Below are 24,119 nucleotides of genomic sequence, written 5' to 3'. Positions count from 1 at the left end.
GGTGCTGCCCGTTGTACGGCACCACCGTGAAGTCCTTCAACGACACCCACCCCGAGCGCGGCTGCGCCAACGCACCCGTGGACGACCACCGGTACGAAGACGGCAGGTTGCACGTGCCACCCGGAGGCGGCGTCGTGGGCGGCGCGGTGGTCGGCGGCGCCGTGGTGGGTGGCGCGGTGGTGGGTGGTGCGGTGGTGGGTGCGCCGGTCGGCGTGGTGGTGCCGCCGGTGCAGGTCACGCCGTTGAGCGCGAAGCTGGTCGGCACCGGGTTGCTGCTGGTCCAGGAGCCGTTGAAGCCGAACGACGTGTTGCCGTTCGTCGGGATCGACCCGTTGTAGTCGACGTTGCGCGCGGTGACAGCGGACCCGCTCTGGGTCAGGCTCGTGTTCCACGACTGGGTCACCGTCTGCCCGGCGCCGAACGACCACGTCAGCGTCCAGCTCGACACCGGGTCGCCGAGGTTCGTGATGGTGACGTTGGCGCCGAAGCCACCCTGCCACTGGGACGAGATCGCGTAGTTGACCGAGCAGCCGGCGGCGGCGGCCCCGGCGGGCAGCGCCACGGCGACCGACGCCGACGCCAGCAGCGCGGCACCGGCCGATGCCCATATGACATTGACTGACCTGGATCTGGACATGAATTGACCTCCTGCGGGGGCGGCGGCTCTGGCATTGGCGGTGGCGATTGTTTTGTGAGCGTTAACAGCCGCGTCAGAGATGTTACGGGAGCGCTCCCAAGCACTCAACAACCCATTTCCGCACCCACCGAACCAGCCGTCGCGCCCACCTCACGCGCGCCCGCGCACCGCCCACCCGCCCCAGGCTGGGTCGATCATGAAGTTGACCGCATTCAATGCGGACGAATCCGCGGCCTAACTTCATGATCGACGCGCTCAGGGGCGCGGGCGGGAGGGGGAGGGGACGAGGCGGGCGGGGTCAGGCGGGGGTGCAGGGGGTGTTGTCGGCGGTGCAGGCGGCGGGGGCGTCGTGTGAGGGGTCGGGGTCGCGGACGTCGAAGCGGATGGTGGCGGACTCGCCGCCCGGCAACGCGCTCCCGGTGAACGTGACCACCGGTCCGTCCTGGGTGGCCTCGGCTCCGCTCACGCTGCCCACTGTGGCGCCGTCGTGCAGCGTCACGGTGACCGTCCAGCCCGGACGCGGTGACGGGCCGGGATTGCGCAGCACCACCTGGCCCCGGTAGCCGAAGACCCGGTCGGTGACCGTCTCGTAGGTGGCGCTCAGCGGTGCCGCCGCCACAGTCGAGGGCGTCGGGCTCGGCGTACGGCTGGGGGTGGGTGACGGCGTCGGCGAGGGCGACGCGCTGCGGCGGCTGGCGCTGGGCGTGGGTCGCGCAGTAGTGGGCCGGGCCGACGGCGTGGCGCTGGACGGCATGACCAGCGACCCCGTCGGGGCCGGCGCGGCCGGTGCGGGCGGCTCGCCGGCGGTGGCCCACACCGTCGCCCCGGCCGCGGCGGCGATCAGCGTCACCGCGCCGACCGCCAGCAGCACCCGGCGCCGCCCGGACCGGCGCTGGTCGTCGCCGAGCAGCCGGACCACCGGCAGTTCGGCGGTCAGGCCGCCCTCGGCGCGGCGCAGGTCGACGTTCTGGAACGCCAGCCAGTCGAGGATCGCGGGCAGTCGTCCGGTGACCGCCTGCTCGTGCTGCTCGGCGCGGGCGTCGGCGTCCCAGTCGCCCTCCTCGAGCACCTCGCGGACCGACAGCCGGGTGCCGTGCGCGGTGGGGGTCAGGTCGCAGGCGAGCCGGGTGGCCCGGCCGGCCTCCCGGCAGCGGACCACCAGCCGGTGCGGCGCGCGCAGTTCGACGGTCTCCACCTCGGTGTCGCCGTCGTAGCCGGGCAGCGCGGCGGTGGCGAGGATCCACCGGTCGGACCCGGGCGCGCTGTCGGCGAACCACTTGGCCAGCAGCGCGCGTTCCGTGAGCGCCCGCCAAGTCCGGGCGGGCGGGTGGAACAGGTCGACCTCGGTGACGATCTCGATCACGCGGAGACTCTAGGGCCTGTGTCAAGGTCGCTGTGGGGCGCTGTCGCCCCCGTCGCGCCAGCGGGCCCGCCAGGCGGCCTCGCTCTCCTCGGCGCTGGCCTTCTCCTCGTGCATCAGCCGGCGCAACGCGACCCGCGAATCGGCGAAGATCACCAGCTCGGCCGCCACGAGTGCCACGCAGATCGCGGTGAGCAGACCCAGCGCGCCGAGCGCCGGCAGGTGCCGGCCGACCGGCAGCGCCGCGGCGAGCAGCACCACGGTGCCGACCCGGGTCCAGGACAGCGTCCGCAGCGCGCGCCACTGGAACGCCATGTTCGCGGCGAAGTAGACGAGCACACCACCGAAGAGCAGCGGCACCGCCGGTCCGTGGCCGCGCTCCATCGGGCCGCCGGCCGGGTCGGTGACGATGCGGACCAGTTCCTCGGCGCCGATCGCGAACAGGATCACCCCGGCGATCATGGGCAGGTAGAGGTAGGCGTACGCGTCGCGGGCGAGCGCCACCCGCGTGTGCCCCTGCGCGGCGTGCAGCGCGATCCGGGCGGCCGGGCCGATCATGTCGAAGTGCGCCCACCAGAGCGCCGCGGTGAACAGGATGCCGAAGATCGCCGCCGGGATGGCCGGCCAGGTCACGGGCTGGCCGAGCAGGTTGCCGCCGACGCCGACCGAGATGACCGACTCGCCGAGCGCGATGATCAGGATGAGGTCGTACCGTTCGGTCCAGTGCTCGGCCGAGGTGATCTTCCAGCCGTCGGTGCCGGCCAGCAGGCCACTGCTGTACTGGATGGCGACCACCGCGATCCACAGCCCGTCGCGCAGCCACGGGCCGACCTCCGGGGACACGCGCGGCGGCAGCAGCGCCGCCACCAGCAGCAGGCCGGCCGAGATCACCGCCTCCGGCAGGAACAGCCGCAGCTTGCGCCGGGCCGGCGGGTCGTCGCGCGTGGCGTACCAGTACAGGGTGGTGTGCACGAACCGGATCACCACGTAGCTGATGGTGACCAGGATCGGCCCGGCGCTGCCCTTGTCCAGGTCGCCGAACGTCTGCGGCAGCGCGAGCGCGAACGTGAACAGCGCGATCATGCCGACCACCATGAGGATCGGCACGAAGCCCTCGCCGAGGCGCAGCCGGGCGGCGACCGCGCTGTGCACCACCCAGCACCACCAGAGCACGGCGAGCACCAGCAGCGCGTGCAGCAGTTCGCCAGGGGTCACGTTGGCGGCGGTGGCGCGCGTGATGATGAAGAAGGACACCACGAAGACGAGGTCGAAGAAGATCTCGAACCGGTCGACCCGGGTGGCGGGGGCGACGCCGGTCGCCGGCCCGAGCCCCTTGCGCCACCGGTCGCCACCCACCGGGCGAGTGTGTCAGCCCAGGTCGGGCCGGGTGCCGCTTTCGCCGGCCATTCCACCGGTCCGACGGGGAGCGGCGCGCTCAGCCCGCCGTCGGGGCGGCCAGGGCGAGCACGTCGCGCAGCACGTCGCGCAACGACCGCCCCGGGTGCTCCAGCCACTCGTGGGCGGCGATCCGCAGGGACGCGAGGAACGTCGCCGCGACGATCCGGGCCCGCAGCGCCGCATCCGGTCCGGTCAGCCGGCGGGCCAGCTCCGCGGCCATCTCCCGCTCCAGGGCCGCGTACGCGCCGACCTGGTGGGCGGCCAGGCTGGGGTGGCCGTGCAGCCGGCGGCGCCGGCTGAGCCAGGGCTCGGCCGGGTCGTCGTAGCCGTCCTCGGCCTGGGCCAGGGCGGCCCGGGTCAGCGCCGCCCACGGCGACAGCTCGGCCGGTTGTTCCGCGACGAGCGTGAGGAGCCGGCGCAGCCGCACCGTGTCGCCGTGGAAGAGGGCCTCCTCCTTGCCGCCGAAGTAGTTGGAGAACGTCCGCCGGGAGACGTTCGCGGCGTCGGCGATCGCCTCGACGGTGATCCGGTCGGGGCCGTGCTCGGCGGCGAGGGACAGCGCCGCCTCGTGCAGCGCCAGGCGGGTGGCCGCCTTCTTCCGCTCCCGCAGCCCGGTGCACTCCTCCATGACAGCCAGCGTAGGTGACCGATTTCTCAATGGGCAAACTTGCCTACCGGGCAAGGTTTAGTGTTGATTGCTTGAGGCAACGAAGCGGCCACCCCCGTATCGACACACCTGGAGGACGCGCGCATGAGCGCACCCACCATGACGGCTGAGGCCGCCCCGATGAGCAAGCGCAAGACGCTGGAGGCACTCAGCGGTCTGCTGCTGGTGCTCTTCGTGGCCATGCTGAGCAGCACCGTGGTCTCGACGGCCCTGCCGAAGATCATTGGAGCGCTCAACGGCTCGCAGACGCAGTACACCTGGGTGGTCACCGCCACCCTGCTCACCGCCACCGCGACCACCCCGATCTGGGGCAAGCTGGCCGACCTGTTCAACAAGAAGCTGCTGATCCAGATCGCCATCGTGGTGTTCCTGGTCGGGTCGATCGCGGCCGGCTTCGCGCAGAGCGCCGGGCAGCTCATCGCCGCCCGCGCCTTCCAGGGCATCGGCGTCGGCGGCCTCCAGGCGCTCGTGCAGGTCGCCATCGCGGCCATGATCCCGCCGCGTGAGCGGGGCCGCTACAACGGCTACCTGGGCGGCGTCATGGCGCTTGCCACCGTCGGCGGCCCGCTGCTGGGCGGCCTCATCGTGGACACCTCCTGGCTCGGCTGGCGCTGGTGCTTCTTCGTCGGCGTACCGGTCGCGGCCGTCGCGCTGTTCCTGCTCCAGATCACCCTGAACCTGCCCACCGTGCGCCGGGACAACGTCAAGATCGACTATCTGGGCGCCGCGCTCATCGCCGCCGGCGTCAGCGTGCTGCTGATCTGGATCTCGTTCGTCGACGACTCGTTCGCCTGGGCCTCCTGGCAGACCGGCGCCATGGTCGGCGGCTCGGTGCTGCTGCTCGCGCTCGCCGTCTGGGTGGAGGCGCGGGCCGCCGAGCCGGTGGTGCCGCTGCACATCGTCCGGGAGCGCACCACCGCCCTGGCGATCCTGGGCAGCCTCGCGGTCGGCATGGCGATGTTCGGCGGCGCGGTCTTCCTGGGCCAGTACTTCCAGATCGGCCGCGGCTACAGCCCGACCGAGGCCGGACTGCTCACCATCCCGATGATGGCCGGTGTGCTGATCTCCTCGATCGTGGCCGGCCGGATGATCACCGCGACCGGGAAGGTCAAGCCGTACATCGTGTTCGGGGCGGTCGTGCTGGTCATCGGGTTCGCCATGCTCGGCACCATCGACCACGAGACCTCGCTGGTCTTCGTCGGCATCGCCATGTTCATCGTCGGTGTCGGCGTCGGCATGACCATGCAGAACCTGGTGCTCGCGGTGCAGAACACGGTCGCGCTCAAGGACATCGGCGCGGCCAGCGCCAGCGTCGCCTTCTTCCGCTCGCTCGGCGGCACCATCGGCGTGTCGGTGCTCGGCGCGGTGCTCGCCCGCCGGGTCAGCGACCGGATCACACACGACCTCGCCGCGGCCGGCATCCCCACCTCCGGCGGAGGCGGCGGCAGCACGCTCAACCTCGACGCGCTGCCCGAGCCGGTACGGCAGATCGTGCGGGCCGCGTACGGGGACGCAACGGGGCACATCTTCCTGATCTCGGCCGCCATCGCGGTGGTGGGTATCGTGGCGGCGCTGCTGCTGCGTCCGGTCACCCTGCGTTCCAGCCTCGACCTGCCGGACACCGGCCGATCGGTGGCGGTGGGAGCGGACGCCGTCGACGGCGCGCCCGCCTTCGACGAGGTGAGCGTGGACTCGGCCGGCCGGGAGGAACGCACCCGCCGCTGAGCCCGTACCCCCAGGGCCGTCGCCGACCCCGGCGGCGGCCCTGGTCCATGCGGGGACGACCGAAGGAGGAGCCGTGGACGTCACGCGGACCGCGCCCACCCGCCTCGCCGCATGGCAGCGGGCCGCGCGTGAGCTGGCGCTCGTCGCCGTGCTCTTCCTGGCCTACAAGGCGGGCCGGCAGGTGGTGGCCGGGCACGCCGAGGTGGCCCTGGCCAACGGCGAGTGGGTCTGGCGGCTGGAACGGCTGCTGCGCCTGCCCGACGAGATGCTCGTGCAGGGGCCGCTGCTGTCGCACGAGCTGCTGGTACGCGTCGCCAACTCGTACTACGCCTACATGCACTTCCCGGCCACCGTGCTCTGCCTGGTCTGGCTCTGGCTGCGCCGCCCGGCCCACTACCTGCGGCTGCGCCGCGCCCTGGCGTCGCTCACGGCGGTGGCGCTGGTGCTCCACGTCTGCATTCCGCTCGCGCCGCCCCGGCTGACCACGCTCACCGGAATGGTCGACACCGGCACCCGGTTCGGCCCGAGCGTCTACGGTCCCCCCGACACCGACCAGCTCAGCAACCAGTACGCGGCCATGCCGTCGCTGCACGTCGGCTGGGCGCTGGCGATCGCGCTGGCGCTGATGGCGGTCACCACCGGACGCCTCCGCTGGCTCTGGCTGCTCCACCCCCTGGCGACAGCGCTCGTGGTGGTGGTCACCGGCAACCACTACTGGCTCGACGGTGTCGTCGCGGTGGTGCTGCTCGTGGCGATCCTGGCCGTCCTGCCGACGGCCGTGCCGGAACCGCCCACGCTCCCGTCCGGACCGGTGCGCCCGCACGTGGTGCCGGCGCCCCGGCGAGCCGGCCACCGCCGGAACCCGAAGGTCCCGGCGGCGGCCGACATACGGCTGCGGCCACCCGGCCGCGGCTGAGGGCTCCTCAGCGCAGCGTGCAGACCGTGCCGTTGAGGCGGAACGCCGCCGGCGGCACGTTCGGCCCGCTGTACGCGCCGACGAAGCCCACAGTCGTGCTCCCGCCGTCGGCGGCGAGCCGCCGGTTGTCGGCGGTGGGCGTCACCCGGACGTCGCGGCCCTGCTGGTCCCAGGCGGCGCTCCACCCGCTGCTCACCTGCTGCCAGGCCGTCGGCCAGGTCCAGGTCAGCGTCCAGCCGTCGACGGCCTTCGCGCCCGTGTTGATCACCTCGACGTTCGCCACGTACCCGTTGCCCCAGTCGTTGTCGTCGTTGAACCGCACCGCGCAGGAGCTCTCGGCGGGGCTGCCGGTGGCGAACGTCAGCGGCGGCGACGACCAGGAGACCCGCCCGGCGGTGTCCCGGGCCAGCACGTTGACCGTGTAGCGGGCGCCCGGTTCGAGGTTGCCCACCGTCAGCGACGTTCCGGCGGTCTCGCCGAGCTGCTCGCTCACCGCGCCGTACTGCCTGTGCACCTCGTACTTGGCGATCGGGGATCCGCCGGGCGTGGCCGCCGGCCAGGAGATGGTCGCCGCGCGGTCGGTCACCGCGCTCGCCGTCGGCCGGCCCGGGGCGCCGGGCCGCCCGGCCGAGCTGCCGGCCGGTCGCAGCACGAGCGTGGTCAGCGAGTACGGCGGCAGCGTCCGCGCGGCCGCGCTGCCGGAGCGGGCGGTGCTGATCGCGGTCGCGCCGTTGGTGAACGTGTGCACTGTCGGCGCCTCGTCGGCCGGGGTGAACCCGGCGTAGTCGAGCGCCACCGGGTACGCGGTGTCCGGGTCCTTGTTGAGCAGCAGGACCGCGACGCTGCCGTCCGGCCGGCGGACCGCGTGCGCGGCGACCAGCGGCTGATCGGTCCCGGCGCGGACGAGCTGGTCCCCGGGCCGGACGAACAGGTTCATCATGGACAACGCGTGGTACGGCGCGAACGGCGTGTTGAACGCCGGCTGGCACACCTCGCCGTCGCTGGTGCAGTTGCCGCTGGACAGCAGCCCGAAGTCGCCGTAGTCGGTCTGCCCGGCCACCTCGGAGACGGTGCCGATGCCGTTGTGCACGTTCCACCACTGCACCGTGAACACGCCCTGTTCCAGCAGGCCGCTGTAGGCGTCGGCGAGGAACAGCGCGCCCGGTGCGGTGGTGCGGCCGGCGTCCACGTTCAGCTCGGTGAAGCTGATCCCGATCCGGTCCGCGCCGGGGCCGGCGTACCGGGCGATCTGCTGGCGCAGCAGCCAGGCCGCGTCGGGCAGGTGGTTGGTGCGGGCCAGCGAGTCGGCGGCGCTGCCGCCCGGGTACCAGTGCACGTCCACGAAGTCGATCTTCGGGCCGGCGATGGACAGCACGGTCTGGTTCCACGGCCCCGGATCCGATCCGGCGGTGATGCCGTCCGGCCAGTTGCCGGGCATGGTGAGCACCGCGCCGACCTTGATGCTCGGGTCGACCGCCTTCATCGCGTCGGCGTACTCGACCACCAGCCGCGCGTACTGAGCGGCGCTCTTGTCCGGGTGGTCGTCGGCCTCCCAGGCCGAGCCGTAGTGGCCGTTGCCGTAGTTCTCGTTGCCAACGGTCCACCACTTGGCGCCGTAGCCCTTTGTGACGTTGGCGTAGCGGACCCAGGCCGCCGCCTCGGCGGGCGTGCCGGTGCCGTAGTTCGCGATGATCATCGGCTCGGCGCCGACGCGGCGGGCACCGGCCATGAACGTGTCGAAGTCGGTGTTCGGCGCGACGTAGCCGCCGGGCGCGGTGTGCGTCTCCCAGTGGTAGATGTCGGCGTACGAGCCGCCGGGGTAGCGCAGCATCTTCACGCCGGCGGCCTTGAGCAGGTCGGACGTCTCGGCGCTGCCGAGCTGCGAGTCCCAGATTGCGTGGTTGACGCCGAGCGCGGTGGCCGGGACGGTGGCCAGCCCGGCGCGGGTGTTCACGGTGACGGTGACCGGTTCGGTGGGTTCGGCGGCGGCCGGTCCGCCGGCGGTGCCGAGCGCGGTGGCGAGCAGCAGCAGGCCGGCCGCGAACGCAGTGGGTCTTCTCATCCGGGGATGTCCTTCGAGGGAGTGGGACGACGGGGAGATGCCCGGTTCTGCGTCGTCCTCCCGGAGCCGCGACGGCGGCGGGATGCCCACGAACGACGATCGGCTCCGCGCGGCGAGCCATCGATCAGGATCATACGCCCGGCGCGGGGGAGTGCAGGGCTTAATTTGCAGACAGGAGTCTTTACTGTTAACAATGTTTAATTTATGTTCGGGGCACCTTCCGTTCCCCCCGAAGGAGTTGCCACCATGCGCCGAAGAATCACCCTCCCGCTGCTCACCGCCGGTGCCGTCACCGGGACGCTGGCCCTCGCCGCGCCCGCGCAGGCCCACGGCTACGTCTCCTCGCCGCCCAGCCGCCAGGCGCTCTGCGCGCAGAACCGGGTGCCCGACTGCGGTCAGATCAAGTACGAGCCGCAGAGTGTCGAGGGCCCCAAGGGCCTGCGCAGCTGCCACGCCGGCATCGCCCAGTTCGCGGTCCTCAACGACGACAGCCGCAACTGGCCGGCCACCTCGGTCGGCAGCAGCGTCACGTTCACCTGGGTCAACACCGCCCGGCACGCCACCGCCAACTGGGAGTACTGGATCGGCGGCACCCGGGTCGCCGTGGTCGACGGCGGGGGACGCCAGCCCGGCGCGACCGTGTCGCACACGGTCAACCTCGGCGGCTTCTCCGGCCGGCAGAAGCTGCTCGCGATCTGGAACATCTCCGACACCGCCAACGCGTTCTACTCCTGCGTCGACCTCCAGATCGGCGGCGGAGGCGGCAACCCGACCCCGTCGCCCACCCAGACGGCTGCGCCCACCCCGACCGCGGTGCCCACCACGCCCGCGCCCACCCGGACCAGCACCCCGGCGCCGGGCGGTACGTGGACCGCCGGGCGGGCGTACCAGGTCGGTGACACGGTGACCTACGACGGCCGCAGCTATCGCTGCCGCCAGGCGCACACCGCCATCGCCGGCTGGGAGCCGCCGAACGTACCGGCGCTGTGGCAGCAGATCTGAGCCCGCGTACCCGCGCGGCGGAGCCGGCCGGTCCCCGGCTCCGCCGCGCGTCCGCCCGCCCCGCCGCGGCGCTGCTCGCGGTGATGCTGGCCCTGACCGGATGCGGCGGGCCGCCCGCCGCCGACCCGTCCCCACCGGTCCCGCCCGCCACGGCCTCGGTCCCGGGCGGCGCGGACGCCACGATCAGTGGGATCGACGCGCTGTTCCTGGCCATGATGGTGGCGCACACCGAGCAGACGCTGGAGATCGTCCGGCTCGGCCTCGACCGCACCACCGACCCGCGCGTCCGCACGCTCATCGCCGCCGTCCGGGCCACCGAGACCGACGAACTGGCCACCATGCGCGGCTGGCTGCGCGAAGCAGGCCCGTCGGCCGCCGCCGCGGCCGCCCGGCACGACCACTCCGGGCACAGCGAGGCCGCCGCCGGACTGGCCCGGCTGCGCGCCGCCACGCCCGCCGACGCCGACCGGGTGCTGCTCGACGTGCTCAGCCGGCACCAGCGCACCGCGGCCGACCTGGCCCGCGCCCAGGTCGCCGCCGGGACCGCCGAGCGGGTACGCGACCTCGCCCGCCGCATCGACCGCTCGCGTACGGCCGAGGTCGACCTGATGGCCGGTCTGGGCTGAGCGGCCGGCCCCACGAGGTGGCGGTGTGGGCATGACCTTCGTCACGGTCGCGCCCGCCGGCCGCGCCTCGACAAGGCCGGCGAACCGGCGCGCACCAGCCCTTTCCGCGAGCCGCTGGAGCAGATCGGGGCCGGTGGCGCGGCCGGTTCGGGTGCCGCCGCGGTTCTCCCGTCGGCAAAACCGGCCGCGTCTCGTCCCAGGTCATGGCTACGCTGTCGCCCGGACGTCGCCTCGCCGCGCGTTCCGCCCGCGCTCCGCAGACGGCGCGCGGCGCCGCCACCGCCTCCCAGTGCCGGACCGGATCCAGGAGACCGTCAGTGACCCAGCAACCCGTAGCGACGTCGACGAAACTCGACGCCGCCGTACTCAAGGTGGCCGGCGTCGTCGTGCTCGGTGCGATCATGTCGATCCTCGACGTGACAGTCGTCAGCGTGGCGCTGCCGACGTTCCAGAGCGAGTTCGACGCCACGTACGCCCGCGTCGCGTGGACCATGACCGGCTACACGCTCGCGCTCGCCACTGTCATCCCGCTCAGCGGCTGGGCCGCCGACCGGTTCGGCACGAAACGCCTCTACATGGTGGCGCTGGCGCTGTTCACCATCGGCTCCGGGCTGTGCGCCACGGCCGACTCGATCGGCGAGCTGATCGCCTGGCGGGTCGTCCAGGGCCTCGGCGGCGGCATGCTCATGCCGCTCGGCATGACGATCATGACCCGGGCCGCCGGCCCGCACCGCATCGGCCGCCTGATGGCGGTGCTCGGCATCCCGATGCTGCTCGGCCCGATCACCGGCCCGATCCTCGGCGGCTGGCTGATCGACGTCGCGAGCTGGCACTGGATCTTCCTGATCAACCTGCCGATCGGCGTGGTCGCGCTGGTCTACGCCCAGCTCGCCCTGCCGAAGGACAACGCCGAGCCGTCCGAGTCGTTCGACTTCCTCGGCATGCTCATGCTCTCGCCGGGTCTCGCGCTGTTCCTCTACGGCATCTCCACGCTGCCCGAGACCGGCACCGTCGCCGACACCAAGGTCTGGCTGCCGATGCTCGCCGGCGGCGCGCTCGTGGTCGCCTTCGTGCTCTACTCGTTCCGGCCCCGGCACCCGCTGCTCGACCTGCGGCTGTTCCGCAACCGCAACCTGACCATCGCCACCGTCACCATGTTCGTGTTCATCATCGCGTTCATGGGCGCGGGCCTGCTGTTCCCCAGCTACTTCCTCCAGGTGCGCGGCGAGACGACGCTGACCGCGGGCCTGCTGATCGCGCCGCAGGGCATCGGCGCGATGCTGACCATGCCGATCGCCGGCATGCTCGCCGACCGCGTGCCGGTCGGCCGGACGGTGCCGTTCGCGCTGGTGCTCATCGCGGCCGGGTTCTTCACCTTCACCCAGCTCGGCACCGACACGTCGTACTGGCTGCTCTGCGGCTCGCTGTTCGTGATGGGCCTCGGCATGGGCGGCACGATGATGCCGATCATGACCTCCGCGCTGAAGACGCTCAGCGCGGCGGAGGTGGCGCGCGGCTCCACGCTCGTCAACATCCTCCAGCAGATCGGCGGCTCGGTCGGCGCCGCGGTCATGTCGGTCATCCTCACCAGTGAGCTGAACGGCTCGCGGCCGATCCCCGGCGTCACCGACCCGGCCACCGGCGCCCCGCTGACCGAGGCCCAGCTCGCCATCGCCTCCCAGCAGCAGCCCGAGCTGATCCAGCAGTTCCCGGTGCCGCCGTCGCTGATCGAGCGCGGGCTCGACTACGCGGCGAACTCCTTCTCCACCACGTTCTGGGTCGCCTTCGGCCTGGTGCTGCTGACCTTCATTCCGGCCGCGTTCCTGCCCCGCCGCCGTGAGCCCTCGCACCTGCTCGACGGCGACCCGGGCGAGGACAAGCGTCCGGTGCCGGTCCCGATCCACTGACCGCCGCCGTCACCCAGGGCCGGACGCACATGCGTCCGGCCCTGGGCCGTTTCCGGCGCCGCGATCCGCCACCCCGGCCACGGCCGGCGCCTAGGATCGGAGACGGAACCGGAGGAAGGCGGCCAGCGTGAGCGCAGACGACGCGCAGCGGTCGGCGCGACGGCGTAACCGGCTGCTGCTCGCGGGCCTGCTCGCCGTCGTCGGGCTGATCCTGCTGCTGCTCGGCCTCACCGTCGCCACCGGCACCGTCGCCGGCGTCGAGGTGGTGCTCGCGTTGTTGCTGCTGGTCACCAGCTACGCGATCCAGCGGGTGGCCCGCCGCGAGACCGTCTACCGCGACGAGCGGCGCTGACCGGTCCGGCGGTCCGGCCGGGCTAGGCTGCCGGTGTGGATCACGAAGACCGGATTGCGCTGTTCCTCGACTACGAGAACCTGGCCCTTGGCGTACGGGACCATCACGGTGGTCGGCCCTTCGACTTCCGGCCGATCGCCGACGCGCTCGCCGAGCGGGGACGCGTGGTGGTACGCCGGGCGTACGCCGACTGGTCGTACTTCGACGAGGACCGGCGGATGCTCACCCGCTCACACGTCGAACTGATCGAGATCCCCCAGCGGATGGGGGCCTCGCGCAAGAACGCCGCCGACATCAAGATGGCGGTGGACGCGGTCGAGCTGGCGTTCGAGCGCGGCTACATCTCCACGTTCGTGATCTGCACCGGGGACAGCGACTTCACCCCGCTGGTGCACAAGCTGCGCGAACTCAACAAGCGGGTGATCGGCGTCGGGGTGGAGAAGTCCACCTCCGCGCTGCTGCCGCCGGCGTGCGACGAGTTCCTCTACTACGACCGCCTCGAAGGCGTGGACGTGCCGCCACCGGCCGCACGCCGGTCGCGCCCGGCCCGGCCCTCACCGGCGGAGCCGGCGCCCGAGCCGGCCGTCGAGACCGCCCCGGCCGAGGAGGAGTCGGCCCGGGACGTCGACACGCTCGCCGTCCAGCTGGTGCAGACGGTGGCCGGCATGCAGGGCAGCTCCAGTGGCGACGTGACCGCCTCCGCGCTCAAGCGCGCGCTGCTGCGCAAGGACCCCACGTTCAGCGAGTCCGACTACGGCTTCCGGACCTTCGGTGAACTGCTGCGCCACCTCGCGGCGCACAACGTGGTGGAACTGGCCGCCGGACCGGCGAAGGGCGACCCGGAGGTGTCCCTTCCCGAGCAGGGCGACCGGGAGGTCGCGTTCGGGCTGCTGCGCTCCGTGGTGGTGGACCTCGCCGCGGACGGCGGGGCGGTGGCGCTGTCCGGCCTGAAGGACCAGCTGCGGCGGGCTCGGCCCGACTTCAGCGAGAAGAAGCTCGGCTACCGCAGCTTCCTCCAGTTCTGCAAGGCCGCCGCGACGGGCGGCGTGGTGGAGTTGCGCTGGAGCCCCGACGACGGCGACTACCTCCTCACTCCCCAGACCCCCTGACCGGGCCCTCCCCGCCCTCCGCCGCCGCCGCCCGCCCGCCGCCCCCGCGATCTTGCACTTGCTGACCCCTGAAAGCGGGATGAATCGCCCATCCCGAGGGCAGTAAGTGCAAGATCGTCGGGGCTCGGGGACACCTCGGCTTGATCCACGCCAGCTCGGCGAGGTGGCGGGGTCCGAGGCCGCCGGATGCCGCCACCTCGGCGCACTGGTGTCGATCAAGCAGCTTCCGCGGCAACCGCCCGGGCGCGGACACCTCGTTCGCCGTCCTCGGCGGGACGTGAGGACGGCGGCACCTTCGTTCCCGGCCGGCACTCGGCTCTGCGAGGTCAGGAGAGGGCCGGGTCTACCTGGACTGTCGCGCCGAGCCCTACCGCGAGGCCGAGCCGTCGGCCGACCTGGCCCACCAGGCCCAGCAGGGGCGGCTCGAAGGAGACGGTCGGGCTCGGGCCGCCGGTGGGGCCGGGCTCCCCGGTCGGGTCCGGGTCGCTCGTCGGGCTCGCGGTCGGCGCCGGAGTCACCTGGCCGGCGGGAGGGCTGGGCGGCTCGACAGGTGTCGACGGGCGGTCGCCGACCCGTGCCGGCGGCGACCCGGCGACGGGCGGTGCGGTGGTGAGGATCCGCGCCCCGGACTCCGCGGTCGCCGCCGGGGGACGCTTCGGTGGCGGCGCGGGCCGGGTCGGCCGGACCACCGGCGACGACGGGTCGACTGGAGTCGCCACGGGCGGCACCCCAGGCGCGGGGGGTGCGGCTGTGGTGGCGGGCGCGGTCGCCTGTCCGTGCGCCGGGTCGGTCTGCCCGGCTGTCGCCGTCCAGGTGCCGGCGGACGTGACGCCCAGCAGCACGGCCACCGCCGCGACGCCCGCTGCGGCCAGCCGCTGGGGGAGTGCCCGGTCGGCCGGGGCGTCCCACGGGCCGAGCGGCCGCGGCGGCCGGGGCCGCTCGGCCCGGTGGGCGGACCGCAGCGCCTCGACGTCCTCGACGAACGCCTCCCGCGTACCGGTGGCGTCGGCGTGGGCCAGGGTGAGGTAGAACCTGGCGTTCGCCGCGCCCGGGGCGGGTAGGCGCAGGCCCGCCGGGGCGCCGCCGTCGGCGTCGTGCAGCAGGGTGACCGGACGGTCCGGGTGGTGCCCGAGACCGCGTACGTCCCGCAGGGGCCAGTCCCGCCGGGCGTCGTGCCCGGCGAAGGCCACGCGCCGGTCGGTCACCACGGCGGCGCCGCTGTCCACCACGCGTAGTCCCGCCGGCAGCGGGCCGTCGGCCGGGTCGAGACAGCCGGCGAGCGTGCGACCCGGCACGGGCAGCCCGGGCAGGTGCCGGGCCGTGACCTCGACCAGGTCGACTGTGGGCAGGATGCGGTAGACGACCTCGCCGTCGTCCAGCGGCACCGGCAGTGCGGTGCCGGGCAGTGCGCAGCCGCGGAAGCCCGCCGCCTCCATCGACAGGCGGTCGAGGTGGTCGGCGCGGCGGCGCCAGATCCGGGCCGCCGCCTCGTACGCCTGCCGCCGGCGCTCGTTCTCGCGCCGCGCCCAGGCCAGTCGCCGCTGCGGATGAGCCCCGATCGCGTCGGGTCGCCTCGCCGTCACACCTGGTACAACGCCCTGCGGAGAGCCCGGATACGTGAGCGCGGCTATCGTCCGGTTTGGCGGTGGTATGCCCGCGATTAGACTTCGGGGCATGGCGCGGATCGTCCAGTTGCTGGCCTCACCCGTGCACCGGTACGTGGGCCGCCCGGCTGACGGACCCGCCCCCGCGCCACCTGGTGAACTGGTCGGCCGGGTGGAGCTACGCGCCGGGCTCGGCATCGTCGGTGACCGCTACTTCGGCCGCCCCGCGCACCGGCAGGCGAGCGTCACGCTGATCGCGCGGGAGTCGCTGCCGCCCGGCGCGGACCTCACCCAGCTGCGGCGCAACGTGCTCACCGAGGGCATCCCGGTGGACGATCTGGTGGGCCGCGTGCTCACGCTCGACTCCGGCGACGGCCCGGTCCGGCTGCGGGTGCACCGGGCCGCGCCGCCCTGCGCCTGGCTCGACGTGGTGGTCGCCCCCGGTACGTGGAAGGCGATGCGCCGCCGCGGCGGCGTCCGGTGCGCCCCGCTCACCGACGGCGTGCTGCGGGTCGGACCGGTCACCGTGTCCGTCGACGACTGACGGCGAGGGAACTTTCCCGGCCCGCCGGCCGACCAACCGGAGGGCGAGCGGCACTGCGGCGCCGGCAGGAGGGACGCGGAATGAACCGAGCGGGGCGCGCATCCGTACCGTCAGGCATGAGCATGCCGGATCGGCGGGCCGGCCGCGGATGAGCCTGGACGCCGACGACGAGCAGGTGACCGGGTGGGCGCGCCGCGCCGCCCGGGGCGACCAGCTGGCCGCTGCCGCGTTCGTGCGGGCCCTCCAGGCGCCGGTGTGGCGTTTCCTCGCTCATCTGGCCGGGCCGGCCGAGGCCGACGACCTGGCCCAGGAGACGTTCCTGCGCGCGCTGCGCAGCCTGCCCGGCTTCGCGGGCCGGTCGTCGGCGCGTACCTGGATCTTCACGATCGCCCGCCGCGTCGCGGTGGATCATGTGCGGGCGGCGACCGCCCGGCCCCGGGTGGCCGCGCTGCCGGACTGGCAGGCCGCCGCCGAGGCGGCCGGCGCGGTGACCGGCGGCGGGGACGACGGCGTGGTGCTGCGCGGTCTCATCGCCACGCTGGCGCCGGACCGGCGGGAGGCGTTCGTGGCGACCCAGGTGCTCGGCCTGTCCTACGCCGAGGCGGCCGAGGTGTGCGGCTGCCCGGTGGGCACCATCCGCTCCCGCGTGGCCCGCGCCCGGGAGGACCTGGTCGCCGCCTGGTCCGGCGACGCCCGCGACCGCCGGGCCCGCTGACACCACGACCGCCGCGGACCGGCCGGGACCGCGACCGGCCGGAACCGGACTGCCGAAGGACGCCGCGACCCGGAGACCCGCGCGGCGGGCCGTCAGGCGGCGCGCCGGTCGCGGGCCTGTGCGGGGTACGGGCCGGGCGGCACCAGCCGCAGCGCCGGCGCGGCCGGTTCCTCGGCCGGCAGCGCCCACCGCGAGCCCCCCGACCGGCGCTGCCCGGGCGGGGTGTCGCCGGGGCGCCGGCCGAGGCGGGACAGCACCAGCATCACGGCCCAGCCGACCAGCAGGAATCCGTGGCTGACCAGCCGGGTCATCGCCACCTGCCCGGTGATCAGGTCGTTGACGGACAGCAGTACGAGCGTGGCGACGAACGCGCTGAGCATCGGCAGCAGGCCGGACGGGGCGGACCGGCGCGCGGCCACGTAGAGGAACCCGGCACCGACGGCGACGTTCCACGCCGCCGACTCGTGCCACAAGTGCTGGCCGGAGGCGTGTGCGTGCTCGACGACCGCCTCCCGGCCGATCTGGGCCAGGCCGAGGACGAGCTGCACCGCGCCGAGCAGGCCGAGCGCCCCGCGCAGGCCGAGCGTGATCCGGTGGCGGCGGCTGGGCCGGGGCGGGGGAGCGGCGGCCAGGACCGCGTCGACCAGGTCGGGCACCTGCGGGGCGAGCTGCGTACGGGCCCGCCGGGTCACCGACGCCGCGGAGTCGAACCAGCCGCGGCAGCCGGCGCATCCGTTCAGGTGCGCCTCGGCCGCCTCGATCTCCGAGCCGGACGCCTCACCGTCCAGCTGTGCCGACAGGATCTCCCGCCACTGCTCACACGCCATGTAGGGATAGTCGTCGCCAGAGCCGCGCTGGTTCCCGGCGGGGTGCGGGTCACGCCTCGGTCAGGCGGGATTTCTGCACCTTGCCCATCGCGTTGCGGGGCAGCGCGCCGACCAGCCGTACCTGCCGGGGGCGCTTGTGCGCGGACAGGTGCCGCGCCACGAAGTCGATCAGTTCGGTCTCGGCCACGCCGTCGCCGACCACGTACGCGGTCACCTGCTGGCCCAGGTCGGGGTGGGGCGTGCCGACCACCGCCGCCTCCCGCACGCCCGGGTGGGCCAGCAGGGCGTCCTCCACCTCGCCGGCCCCGATCCGGTAGCCGCCGCTCTTGATCAGGTCGGTGGCGGCCCGGCCGACGATCCGGTGCGCGCCGTCCGGGTCGACCGTCGCGATGTCGCCGGTGCGGAACCAGCCGTCGGCGGTGCGGGTGGCCGCGTCTGCGTCCGGCCGGTTCAGGTAGCCGTCGAACAGCGTGCCGCCGCGTACCTGCAGCTCACCCATTGCGGCGCCGTCGGCGGGCAGCGGGCCGCCCTGCTCGTCCACCACCCGCGTGTGCACGCCGGGCAGCGGCACGCCCACCGTGCCGGGCCGCCGGGGACCGTCCGCGCGGGCGCTCACCGTCACGAGCGTCTCGGTCATGCCGTACCGCTCCAGCGGCCGGTGCCCGGTCAGCCCGGCCAGCGCCGCGAAGACCGGCTCGGGCAGCGCCGCGCTGCCGGACACGAGCAGCCGGGCGCCGCGCAGCGCACGCGCCGCCGCCGGTTGCGCCGCGATCCGCGACCAGATCGTGGGTACGCCGAAGTACAGCGAGCCGCCGGCTGCCGCGTACCGCTCGGGGTGGGGCCGGCCGACGTGGTGCAGCCGGCTGCCGACGCGCAGCGGGCCGAGCACGCCGAGCACCAGCCCGTGGACGTGGAACAGCGGCAGGCCGTGTGCCAGCACGTCGTCCGGGGTCCAGGCCCACGCCTCGGCGAGCCCGTCCAGGCAGGCGGCGACGGCGCGGCGGGACAGCACCGCGCCCTTCGGCGCGCCGGTGGTGCCGGAGGTGTAGAGGATCAGCGCGGTGGCCGCCGGGTCCGGTTCGGGATGTGTGGTGTCCGCGCGCCGGGCCAGGTCCAGCGGTACGACAGGCGGCGAGCCGGCGTGCGGTGTGCCGGGCGGCGCGAGCAGCAGCTCCGCGCCGGAGTCGCGCAGGATGTGGTCGCGTTCCATCGGGCCGGCGTCGGGCGGCACCGGCACCACCGCCGCGCCGGCGAGCAGCCCGCCGACCACGCCGACCACCGTCTCCAGACTGGCCGTGGCGGGCACCGCCACCCGGGTCGCGCCGCGCAGGTCGTCGGCGACGGCGGCGGCCGCCCGGCGCAGTTCCACCCAGGACAGCGACCGGTCGCCCACCCGGACCGCGCCGGGGCGTTCGTCGGTGGACCCGGCGAGCCGGCTCAGCAGCGACACGCGCACCCCTTTCCGGTATGTCCGCCCGATGTACCGCGACCGTAGCCGGGCCGGCCACCCCTGCCGGGTGTGCCGTCGGGTATGTGTCATCGTGGTCGGCGGCGAGGGAGGGTGGCATGTCGGGTCCGTTGCACGGGGTGCTGGTCGCCGACTTCTCCCGGATCCTCGCCGGCCCGTACGCGACGATGCTCCTGGCCGACCTCGGCGCGGACGTGGTCAAGGTGGAGGCGCCCGGCGGCGACGACACCCGCGGCTGGCGGCCCCCGGTTCGCGACGACGTCTCCACCTACTACCTGGCGGTCAACCGCAACAAGCGCTCACTGGTGCTCGACCTGACCGATCCCGGCGACCTGACGCTGGCGCACCGGCTGGCTGACCGGGCGGACGTGCTGATCCAGAACTTCCGTCCGGGCGCGCTGCGCCGCTTCGGCCTCGACCACGACACGGTCACCGCCCGCAACGCCCGCCTGGTGTACGCCTCGATCAGCGGCTTCGGCGACGCCGGGGGCGCCGACCTGCCCGGGTACGACCTCATGGTGCAGGCCGCGGCCGGGCTGATGAGCCTCACCGGGGACGCGGACGGCCCGCCCTACAAGGCCGGGGTGGCGGTGTTCGACGTGATCGCCGGGCTGCACGCGGCGGTCGGGATCCTGGCCGCGCTGCGGCACCGCGACGAGACCGGGCGCGGGCAGCACGTCACAGTGGACCTGCTCTCCTCGGCGCTGTCCGGGCTGGTCAACCACACCAGCGCGTACGTCGCGGGTGCGGCGGCCCCGCACCGGATGGGCAACGCGCACCCGAGCATCGTGCCGTACGAGCCGCTGCCCACCGCCGACGGCGAACTGGTGGTGATCGCCGGGAACGACGGCCAGTTCCGTACCCTCTGCCGGGTGCTCGGCGTGCCGGAGCTGGCCGACGACGCGCGGTTCCGCCGCAACGCCGACCGGGTCGCGCACCGCGACGAGCTGCGGCCGCTGCTGGTGGCGGCGCTGTCCCGGCGCGGCAGCGGGCACTGGTTCGCCGAGCTGCGCGCCGCGGGCGTACCGTGCAGCCCGATCAACTCGGTGGCCGAGGGGGTGGCGCTGGCGCAAAGGCTCGGCCTGGACCCGGTGGTGACGACCAGCGGGGTACCGGGCATCCGGAACCCGATCGGCCTGTCCGGGGCGCCGCCCCGCTACGACCTGCCGCCCCCGGAGCTGGACGAGCACGGCGCCGAACTGCGCGCCTGGCTCGCCGCGGAGTGAACCGCGCGATCAGCCCGGGCCGCCGTCAGAGCGTCTCGACCAGCCGGAAGCGTTCCAGCACGGCCGCTGTGTCGTCGTCGACGGTGAACGCCGGGTCGCCGAGCCAGCCGCGGTAGTCGTCGCCGTGCCAGAACCGCTCGTGGCCGGCCCGCCAGGCGGCGACCGTCTCGAACCCCTCGCCCTCGTCCCGGGCGTGGTCGAGATCGACGTCACCGAGGCGGGCGACGCGGACCTCGACCAGCTCGATCACCGCCACCGGCCGCCCTTCGGAGTCGATGACCGCCGAGCGGGTGCCGACTGCCGGCAGTGGCTCACCCTCGATCTCGTAGTCCTGGAGCAGCCCGGTGGTGGTGGTCTTGCTCCCGTCGAGTACCGCGGCGACGAGCTGGTCGCGCAGCGGGCCGGGGAAGGCGAACTCGAAGGTGGGCAGGTCGGCGTCCATGCGCGGCAGCGTCCGGCCGAGCCAGTCCAGGAGCACCCGCTCGTACTGCGGGCTGACGCTGTCCAGGTCCTCACCCTCGCCGTGCGTGGGCGCGTGGTCGCAGCCGGCCAGCCGGGCCACCGTCAGCTCCGCGTCGCGGGCCGCCCGCCGCCACACCGCGAGGCTGTCCTCGATCGGGATCCACGCGTCCGTCTCGCCGTAGCAGAGCAGCACCGGGCAGGTCAGCCGCGCCAGCACCGGCGCCGGGTCGTAGTCCATGTCGGTCCAGGTGCCGGGCGTGGCGGGCAGTTGCTCGGGCAGGAACGCCAGCGGGAACCACGGCCGCCGCGCTGCCGCGTCGATCGCCGCCTGCGCCACCGGGCGCGGCACCTCGCCGCGCTGGTACCCCTCGGCGACGCGGCGCAGCTCGGCCAGCCCGGCGAGGTCGGCCGGCCCGTAGCCGTTGCGGCGGAGCTGCTCGGCGGTGCCGTGGCGCATCTGGACCGCGGGGCTCACCGCGCTGCACCCGACGAGGACGAGGAAGTCGACCGGGTGCCGGGTGGCGGTCAGCGCCGCCGCCCACGCGCCCTGGCTGAACCCCCAGAGCCCGACCGGGGCCGTCCCGACGTGCCGGCGCAGCTCGGTGAGCGCGGCGGACGCGTCGTCGGCCTGGTCGGCCAGCGGCACGTCGTGCCCGTCGATCCGGGGGCGGCGGTCGTAGCGCAGCACCGCGATCCCGGCCGGCGGCAGCAGCCGGGCCAGGTGTTCGTAGAGGAAGTAGGACCGCTGCCCGGCGTGCGAGCCGTGCAGCACCACCAGGCCGCCGCGTACCGGCCCGGCCGGCAGGTCGAGGACCGCCGGCAGGCCCGCCGCGCCGACAATCGTCTCCATGCCGGGCAGTGAACCACGAACCGTCCCGCCCGGTGGTCCCGGTCGCCGTCCGGGACACCCGCGTGCGTACGCTGACCAGGTACGTCGCCGCGACCGTGGAGAACCGCCATGACCAGCCCCGCATCCCGTACCGTCCGGGTCGCCCGCGCCGAGGACGTGACCGCCCTCGTCGACCTGATCGAGTCGGCGTACCGGGGTGAGCGCAGCCGGCAGGGCTGGACCCACGAGGCGGACCTGCTGGCCGGGCAGCGCACCGACCCGGAGATGGTCGCCGCGGCGGTCACCGGCCCGGGCGGCGTAGTGCTGGTCGCCGAGCAGGACGGCGACCTGGTGGCCTGCTGCCAGCTGGAACGCCGCGACGACCACGTCTACTTCGGCATGTTCGCTGTCGCCCCCGGCCGGCAGGGCGGCGGCCTGGGCCGGGAGCTGCTGGCCGAGGCCGAGCGCTACGCCGCCGAGCAGTGGCACGCCGGTGAAATGCGGATGACGGTGATCGTCCAGCGCGACGACCTGATCGCCTGGTACGAGCGGCGCGGCTACGTACGCACCGGCGAGCTGAGCCCGTTCCCGTACGGCGACGAGCGGTTCGGTGTGCCGCTGCGGCCGGACCTGGCGTTCGAGACGCTGCGCAAGAAGCTCGGCTGACTCAGCCGGGCCGGTCGACGAGCGCGACGAGCTTCTTCGGGGCCAGCACGCAGTAGCTCTCGGTGAGCAGCTCGGTGACCTCGGTCCAGTCCGTGTCCGCGTCCAGCCGCAGGCCCACCACGTCGGCGGCCCAGTCCGGCTTGAAGAAGTGCGGCCCGGCCGCGAGCAGCCCGGCGATCTCGTCGCCGGGGGAGCGGAACGTCATCACGCAGACCGGCTCGTCGGTCGCCGCGGCCCGCGCGTACGCCGCCTGGTGGCCGGGGTCGACGGTGAGCACGTGGGCGAACGTGCGGCCGCGGATCCGCCACCGCACGCCCACCCAGGCCGCTTCCTCGTAGGTCTCCGGCAGGCCGAGGCAGACCGGCCGCAGTCGGTCGAGGTGCTCGGGTGGGACGTCTCCGGGGCCGGTCATGTGCGCAGGCTAGCCGCAGCCCCCGACATTCCGGCCGCACCGGCGTGGCGACCCCGCCGTAGGGCGTCCGACCAGGAAATGTCGTACACGGGGAGTACGACAGCGATGAGTTTCGGTGAGCCGCACGGTCAGTGCCGGGAGAACCCCCTTCAGGACGGAAGGACGAGACATGAGCGGCATACGAGTACTTGTCGGCACGCGCAAGGGCGCGTTCATCCTGACCTCGGACGGCAAGCGTGACGACTGGACCGTCGACGGACCGCACTTCGGCGGCTGGGAGATCTACCACCTGACAGGTTCACCCGTCGAACCGGACCGGCTGTACGCGTCCCAGTCCGGCGGCTGGTTCGGGCAGCTGATCCAGCGCTCGGACGACGGCGGCCGGACCTGGACGACGGCCGGCAACGACTTCGCCTACAGCGGCGAGGTGGGGCAGCACCTCTGGTACGACGGCACCCCACGGCCGTGGGAGTTCAAGCGGATCTGGCACCTGGAGCCGTCCCGCCACGACCCCGACACCGTGTACGCGGGCGGCGAGGACGCCGCCCTCTACCTGAGCACCGACGGCGGCCAGAAGTGGTCCGAGCTGACCGCCCTGCGGCAGCACCCGACCGGCCCGTCGTGGCAGCCCGGTGCGGGCGGGATGTGCCTGCACACGATCCTGCTCGACCCGGCCGACCGGGACCGGATCTACGTGGCGATCTCGGCGGCCGGCGCGTTCCGCAGCGACGACGGCGGCGCGAGCTGGCTGCCGATCAACAAAGGGCTGCGCTCGGGCGAGATCCCGGACACCGACTCCGAGGTCGGGCACTGCGTGCACCGTCTCGCGCAGCACCCGTCCCGGCCGGACACGCTGTTCATGCAGAAGCACTGGGACGTCATGCGCACCGACGACGCGGGCGCGAACTGGCGGGAGGTCAGCGGCGATCTGCCGACGGACTTCGGCTTCCCGATCGCGGTGCACGCGCACGAACCGGAGACGGTCTACGTGGTGCCGATCACCAGCGACTCGCTGCACTACCCGCCGGAGGGCAAGCTGCGCGTCTACCGCAGCCGCACCGGCGGCGAGCACTGGGAGCCGCTGACCGAGGGCCTGCCGCAGTCGCACTGTTACGTCAACGTGCTGCGCGACGCGATGGCCGTCGACACGCTCGACCCGTGCGGCGTCTACTTCGGCACCACCGGCGGGCAGGTCTACCACTCGGCCGACGGCGGCGACACCTGGGCGCCGATCGTGCGCGACCTGCCGGCCGTGCTCTCGGTCGAGGTCCAGGTGCTGCCGTGATCCGGGTGGTGCTGCCGGCGCACCTGAAGAACCTGGCGCACGTCGCCGGCGAGGTACGCGTCGAGGTGGCCGGGCCGCCCACCCAGCGGGAGGTGCTCGACGCCCTGGAGACCGCGTACCCGATGCTGCTCGGCACGATCCGCGACCGGCACAGCGGGCAGCGCCGGCCGTTCGTCCGCTTCTACGCCTGCGAACTGGACCTCTCCAACGAGTCCCCGGACGCGCCGCTGCCGGAGGAGGTGGTCGCCGGCAAGGAGCCGTTCATCGTGCTCGGCGCGATGGCCGGCGGTTGAGCGGCGCGACCGGCGGTTGCGCACCGA

At 73.9% G+C, this 24,119-nt stretch carries 23 protein-coding genes and 1 pseudogene; 13 read left to right on the top strand and 11 right to left on the bottom strand.

Going from position 1 to position 24,119, the window contains the following annotated elements:
• The 4 genes from OC439_RS23465 to OC439_RS23450 all read right to left on the bottom strand — a co-directional run.
• The coding region (locus OC439_RS23465) for a cellulose-binding domain-containing protein (protein ID WP_262015322.1) at window positions 1-637 on the bottom strand (637 nt) is incomplete at its 3' end.
• 298 nt (window positions 638-935) lie between these two features.
• Window positions 936-2,000 (bottom strand): SRPBCC domain-containing protein, encoded by a 1,065-nt coding sequence (locus OC439_RS23460; RefSeq protein ID WP_262015321.1) that lies wholly within the window; start codon window positions 1,998-2,000, stop codon window positions 936-938.
• Window positions 2,001-2,021: 21 nt separating this feature from the next.
• Window positions 2,022-3,353: a low temperature requirement protein A gene (locus tag OC439_RS23455; protein ID WP_262015320.1), complete on the bottom strand. Its 1,332-nt coding sequence runs from the start codon at window positions 3,351-3,353 to the stop codon at window positions 2,022-2,024.
• A gap of 79 nt (window positions 3,354-3,432) precedes the next feature.
• Window positions 3,433-4,023: a TetR/AcrR family transcriptional regulator gene (locus tag OC439_RS23450; RefSeq protein WP_262015319.1), complete on the bottom strand. Its 591-nt coding sequence runs from the start codon at window positions 4,021-4,023 to the stop codon at window positions 3,433-3,435.
• Window positions 4,024-4,146: 123 nt separating this feature from the next.
• Here OC439_RS23450 and OC439_RS23445 point away from each other — a divergent pair, with 123 nt between their 5' ends.
• Both OC439_RS23445 and OC439_RS23440 read left to right on the top strand, forming a co-directional pair.
• Window positions 4,147-5,787 carry an MDR family MFS transporter gene (locus OC439_RS23445; RefSeq protein WP_262015318.1) on the top strand — a complete coding sequence of 547 codons (1,641 nt, stop codon included), beginning with the start codon at window positions 4,147-4,149 and terminating at the stop codon, window positions 5,785-5,787.
• Between the two features lie 73 nt (window positions 5,788-5,860).
• The gene (locus OC439_RS23440; protein WP_262015317.1) at window positions 5,861-6,703 is read left to right on the top strand and encodes a phosphatase PAP2 family protein; all 843 of its coding nucleotides are present in this window, start codon (window positions 5,861-5,863) and stop codon (window positions 6,701-6,703) included.
• A 7-nt stretch (window positions 6,704-6,710) separates the two neighbouring features.
• Here OC439_RS23440 and OC439_RS23435 read toward each other — a convergent pair whose 3' ends face one another.
• Complete coding sequence (locus tag OC439_RS23435; RefSeq protein WP_262015316.1) at window positions 6,711-8,765, bottom strand: cellulose binding domain-containing protein; 2,055 nt, start codon at window positions 8,763-8,765, stop codon at window positions 6,711-6,713.
• 246 nt (window positions 8,766-9,011) lie between these two features.
• Between OC439_RS23435 and OC439_RS23430 the strand changes: the two genes are divergently transcribed.
• From OC439_RS23430 to OC439_RS23410, 5 genes are all read left to right on the top strand, one after another.
• Complete coding sequence (locus OC439_RS23430) at window positions 9,012-9,767, top strand: lytic polysaccharide monooxygenase (RefSeq protein WP_262015315.1); 756 nt, start codon at window positions 9,012-9,014, stop codon at window positions 9,765-9,767.
• Window positions 9,752-10,393: a DUF305 domain-containing protein gene (locus tag OC439_RS23425; protein ID WP_262015314.1), complete on the top strand. Its 642-nt coding sequence runs from the start codon at window positions 9,752-9,754 to the stop codon at window positions 10,391-10,393. The genes OC439_RS23430 and OC439_RS23425 overlap by 16 nt, the downstream gene beginning before the upstream one ends.
• A 317-nt stretch (window positions 10,394-10,710) precedes the next feature.
• Window positions 10,711-12,300 (top strand): DHA2 family efflux MFS transporter permease subunit, encoded by a 1,590-nt coding sequence (locus OC439_RS23420; RefSeq protein ID WP_262015313.1) that lies wholly within the window; start codon window positions 10,711-10,713, stop codon window positions 12,298-12,300.
• 127 nt (window positions 12,301-12,427) lie between these two features.
• On the top strand, window positions 12,428-12,652 hold the full coding sequence (locus OC439_RS23415; protein WP_013286169.1) for a hypothetical protein: 225 nt from the start codon (window positions 12,428-12,430) through the stop codon (window positions 12,650-12,652).
• 35 nt (window positions 12,653-12,687) lie between these two features.
• The gene (locus OC439_RS23410; protein ID WP_262015312.1) at window positions 12,688-13,761 is read left to right on the top strand and encodes a PIN domain-containing protein; all 1,074 of its coding nucleotides are present in this window, start codon (window positions 12,688-12,690) and stop codon (window positions 13,759-13,761) included.
• Window positions 13,762-14,087: 326 nt separating this feature from the next.
• Here the strand turns inward: OC439_RS23410 and OC439_RS23405 are convergent, their stop codons facing one another.
• The gene (locus OC439_RS23405) at window positions 14,088-15,344 is read right to left on the bottom strand and encodes a hypothetical protein (RefSeq protein ID WP_262015311.1); all 1,257 of its coding nucleotides are present in this window, start codon (window positions 15,342-15,344) and stop codon (window positions 14,088-14,090) included.
• Window positions 15,345-15,435: 91 nt separating this feature from the next.
• On the opposite strand from OC439_RS23405, the gene OC439_RS23400 reads away from it, so the two are divergent.
• Both OC439_RS23400 and OC439_RS23395 read left to right on the top strand, forming a co-directional pair.
• Window positions 15,436-15,909, top strand: a complete 474-nt coding sequence (locus OC439_RS23400) for a molybdenum cofactor biosysynthesis protein (protein ID WP_262015310.1) — start codon at window positions 15,436-15,438, stop codon at window positions 15,907-15,909.
• A gap of 148 nt (window positions 15,910-16,057) precedes the next feature.
• Window positions 16,058-16,624 carry a sigma-70 family RNA polymerase sigma factor gene (locus OC439_RS23395; protein WP_262015309.1) on the top strand — a complete coding sequence of 189 codons (567 nt, stop codon included), beginning with the start codon at window positions 16,058-16,060 and terminating at the stop codon, window positions 16,622-16,624.
• A 92-nt stretch (window positions 16,625-16,716) separates the two neighbouring features.
• Here OC439_RS23395 and OC439_RS23390 read toward each other — a convergent pair whose 3' ends face one another.
• Window positions 16,717-17,451, bottom strand: a complete 735-nt coding sequence (locus tag OC439_RS23390) for a zf-HC2 domain-containing protein (protein WP_262015308.1) — start codon at window positions 17,449-17,451, stop codon at window positions 16,717-16,719.
• 49 nt (window positions 17,452-17,500) lie between these two features.
• Window positions 17,501-18,901: an acyl-CoA synthetase gene (locus tag OC439_RS23385; protein ID WP_262015307.1), complete on the bottom strand. Its 1,401-nt coding sequence runs from the start codon at window positions 18,899-18,901 to the stop codon at window positions 17,501-17,503.
• Between the two features lie 116 nt (window positions 18,902-19,017).
• Here OC439_RS23385 and OC439_RS23380 point away from each other — a divergent pair, with 116 nt between their 5' ends.
• Window positions 19,018-20,145 carry a CaiB/BaiF CoA transferase family protein gene (locus OC439_RS23380; protein ID WP_262015306.1) on the top strand — a complete coding sequence of 376 codons (1,128 nt, stop codon included), beginning with the start codon at window positions 19,018-19,020 and terminating at the stop codon, window positions 20,143-20,145.
• A gap of 25 nt (window positions 20,146-20,170) precedes the next feature.
• Here the strand turns inward: OC439_RS23380 and OC439_RS23375 are convergent, their stop codons facing one another.
• Together OC439_RS23375 and OC439_RS23370 are read right to left on the bottom strand one after the other, a co-directional pair.
• Window positions 20,171-20,587, bottom strand: coding sequence for an ASCH domain-containing protein (locus OC439_RS23375; RefSeq protein WP_262015325.1), 417 nt, complete (start codon window positions 20,585-20,587; stop codon window positions 20,171-20,173).
• Between the two features lie 480 nt (window positions 20,588-21,067).
• Window positions 21,068-21,457: pseudogene (locus OC439_RS23370) on the bottom strand (alpha/beta hydrolase); the annotation flags it as partial.
• A 108-nt stretch (window positions 21,458-21,565) separates the two neighbouring features.
• On the opposite strand from OC439_RS23370, the gene OC439_RS23365 reads away from it, so the two are divergent.
• Window positions 21,566-22,102: a GNAT family N-acetyltransferase gene (locus OC439_RS23365; protein WP_262015305.1), complete on the top strand. Its 537-nt coding sequence runs from the start codon at window positions 21,566-21,568 to the stop codon at window positions 22,100-22,102.
• Window position 22,103: 1 nt separating this feature from the next.
• Here the strand turns inward: OC439_RS23365 and OC439_RS23360 are convergent, their stop codons facing one another.
• Complete coding sequence (locus OC439_RS23360; protein ID WP_262015304.1) at window positions 22,104-22,514, bottom strand: MmcQ/YjbR family DNA-binding protein; 411 nt, start codon at window positions 22,512-22,514, stop codon at window positions 22,104-22,106.
• Window positions 22,515-22,683: 169 nt separating this feature from the next.
• On the opposite strand from OC439_RS23360, the gene OC439_RS23355 reads away from it, so the two are divergent.
• The gene (locus OC439_RS23355; protein ID WP_262015303.1) at window positions 22,684-23,799 is read left to right on the top strand and encodes a WD40/YVTN/BNR-like repeat-containing protein; all 1,116 of its coding nucleotides are present in this window, start codon (window positions 22,684-22,686) and stop codon (window positions 23,797-23,799) included.
• Complete coding sequence (locus OC439_RS23350; protein ID WP_135240025.1) at window positions 23,796-24,092, top strand: MoaD/ThiS family protein; 297 nt, start codon at window positions 23,796-23,798, stop codon at window positions 24,090-24,092. The genes OC439_RS23355 and OC439_RS23350 overlap by 4 nt, the downstream gene beginning before the upstream one ends.
• The last annotated feature ends 27 nt before the right edge of the window (window positions 24,093-24,119 follow it).

Origin of the sequence: Micromonospora sp. Mcm103 (assembly GCF_024519755.1) — a bacterium.
In the GTDB taxonomy this organism is placed as follows: Bacteria; Actinomycetota; Actinomycetes; order Mycobacteriales; family Micromonosporaceae; genus Micromonospora; species Micromonospora aurantiaca.
This window is presented reverse-complemented; position numbering and strand designations above follow the sequence as displayed.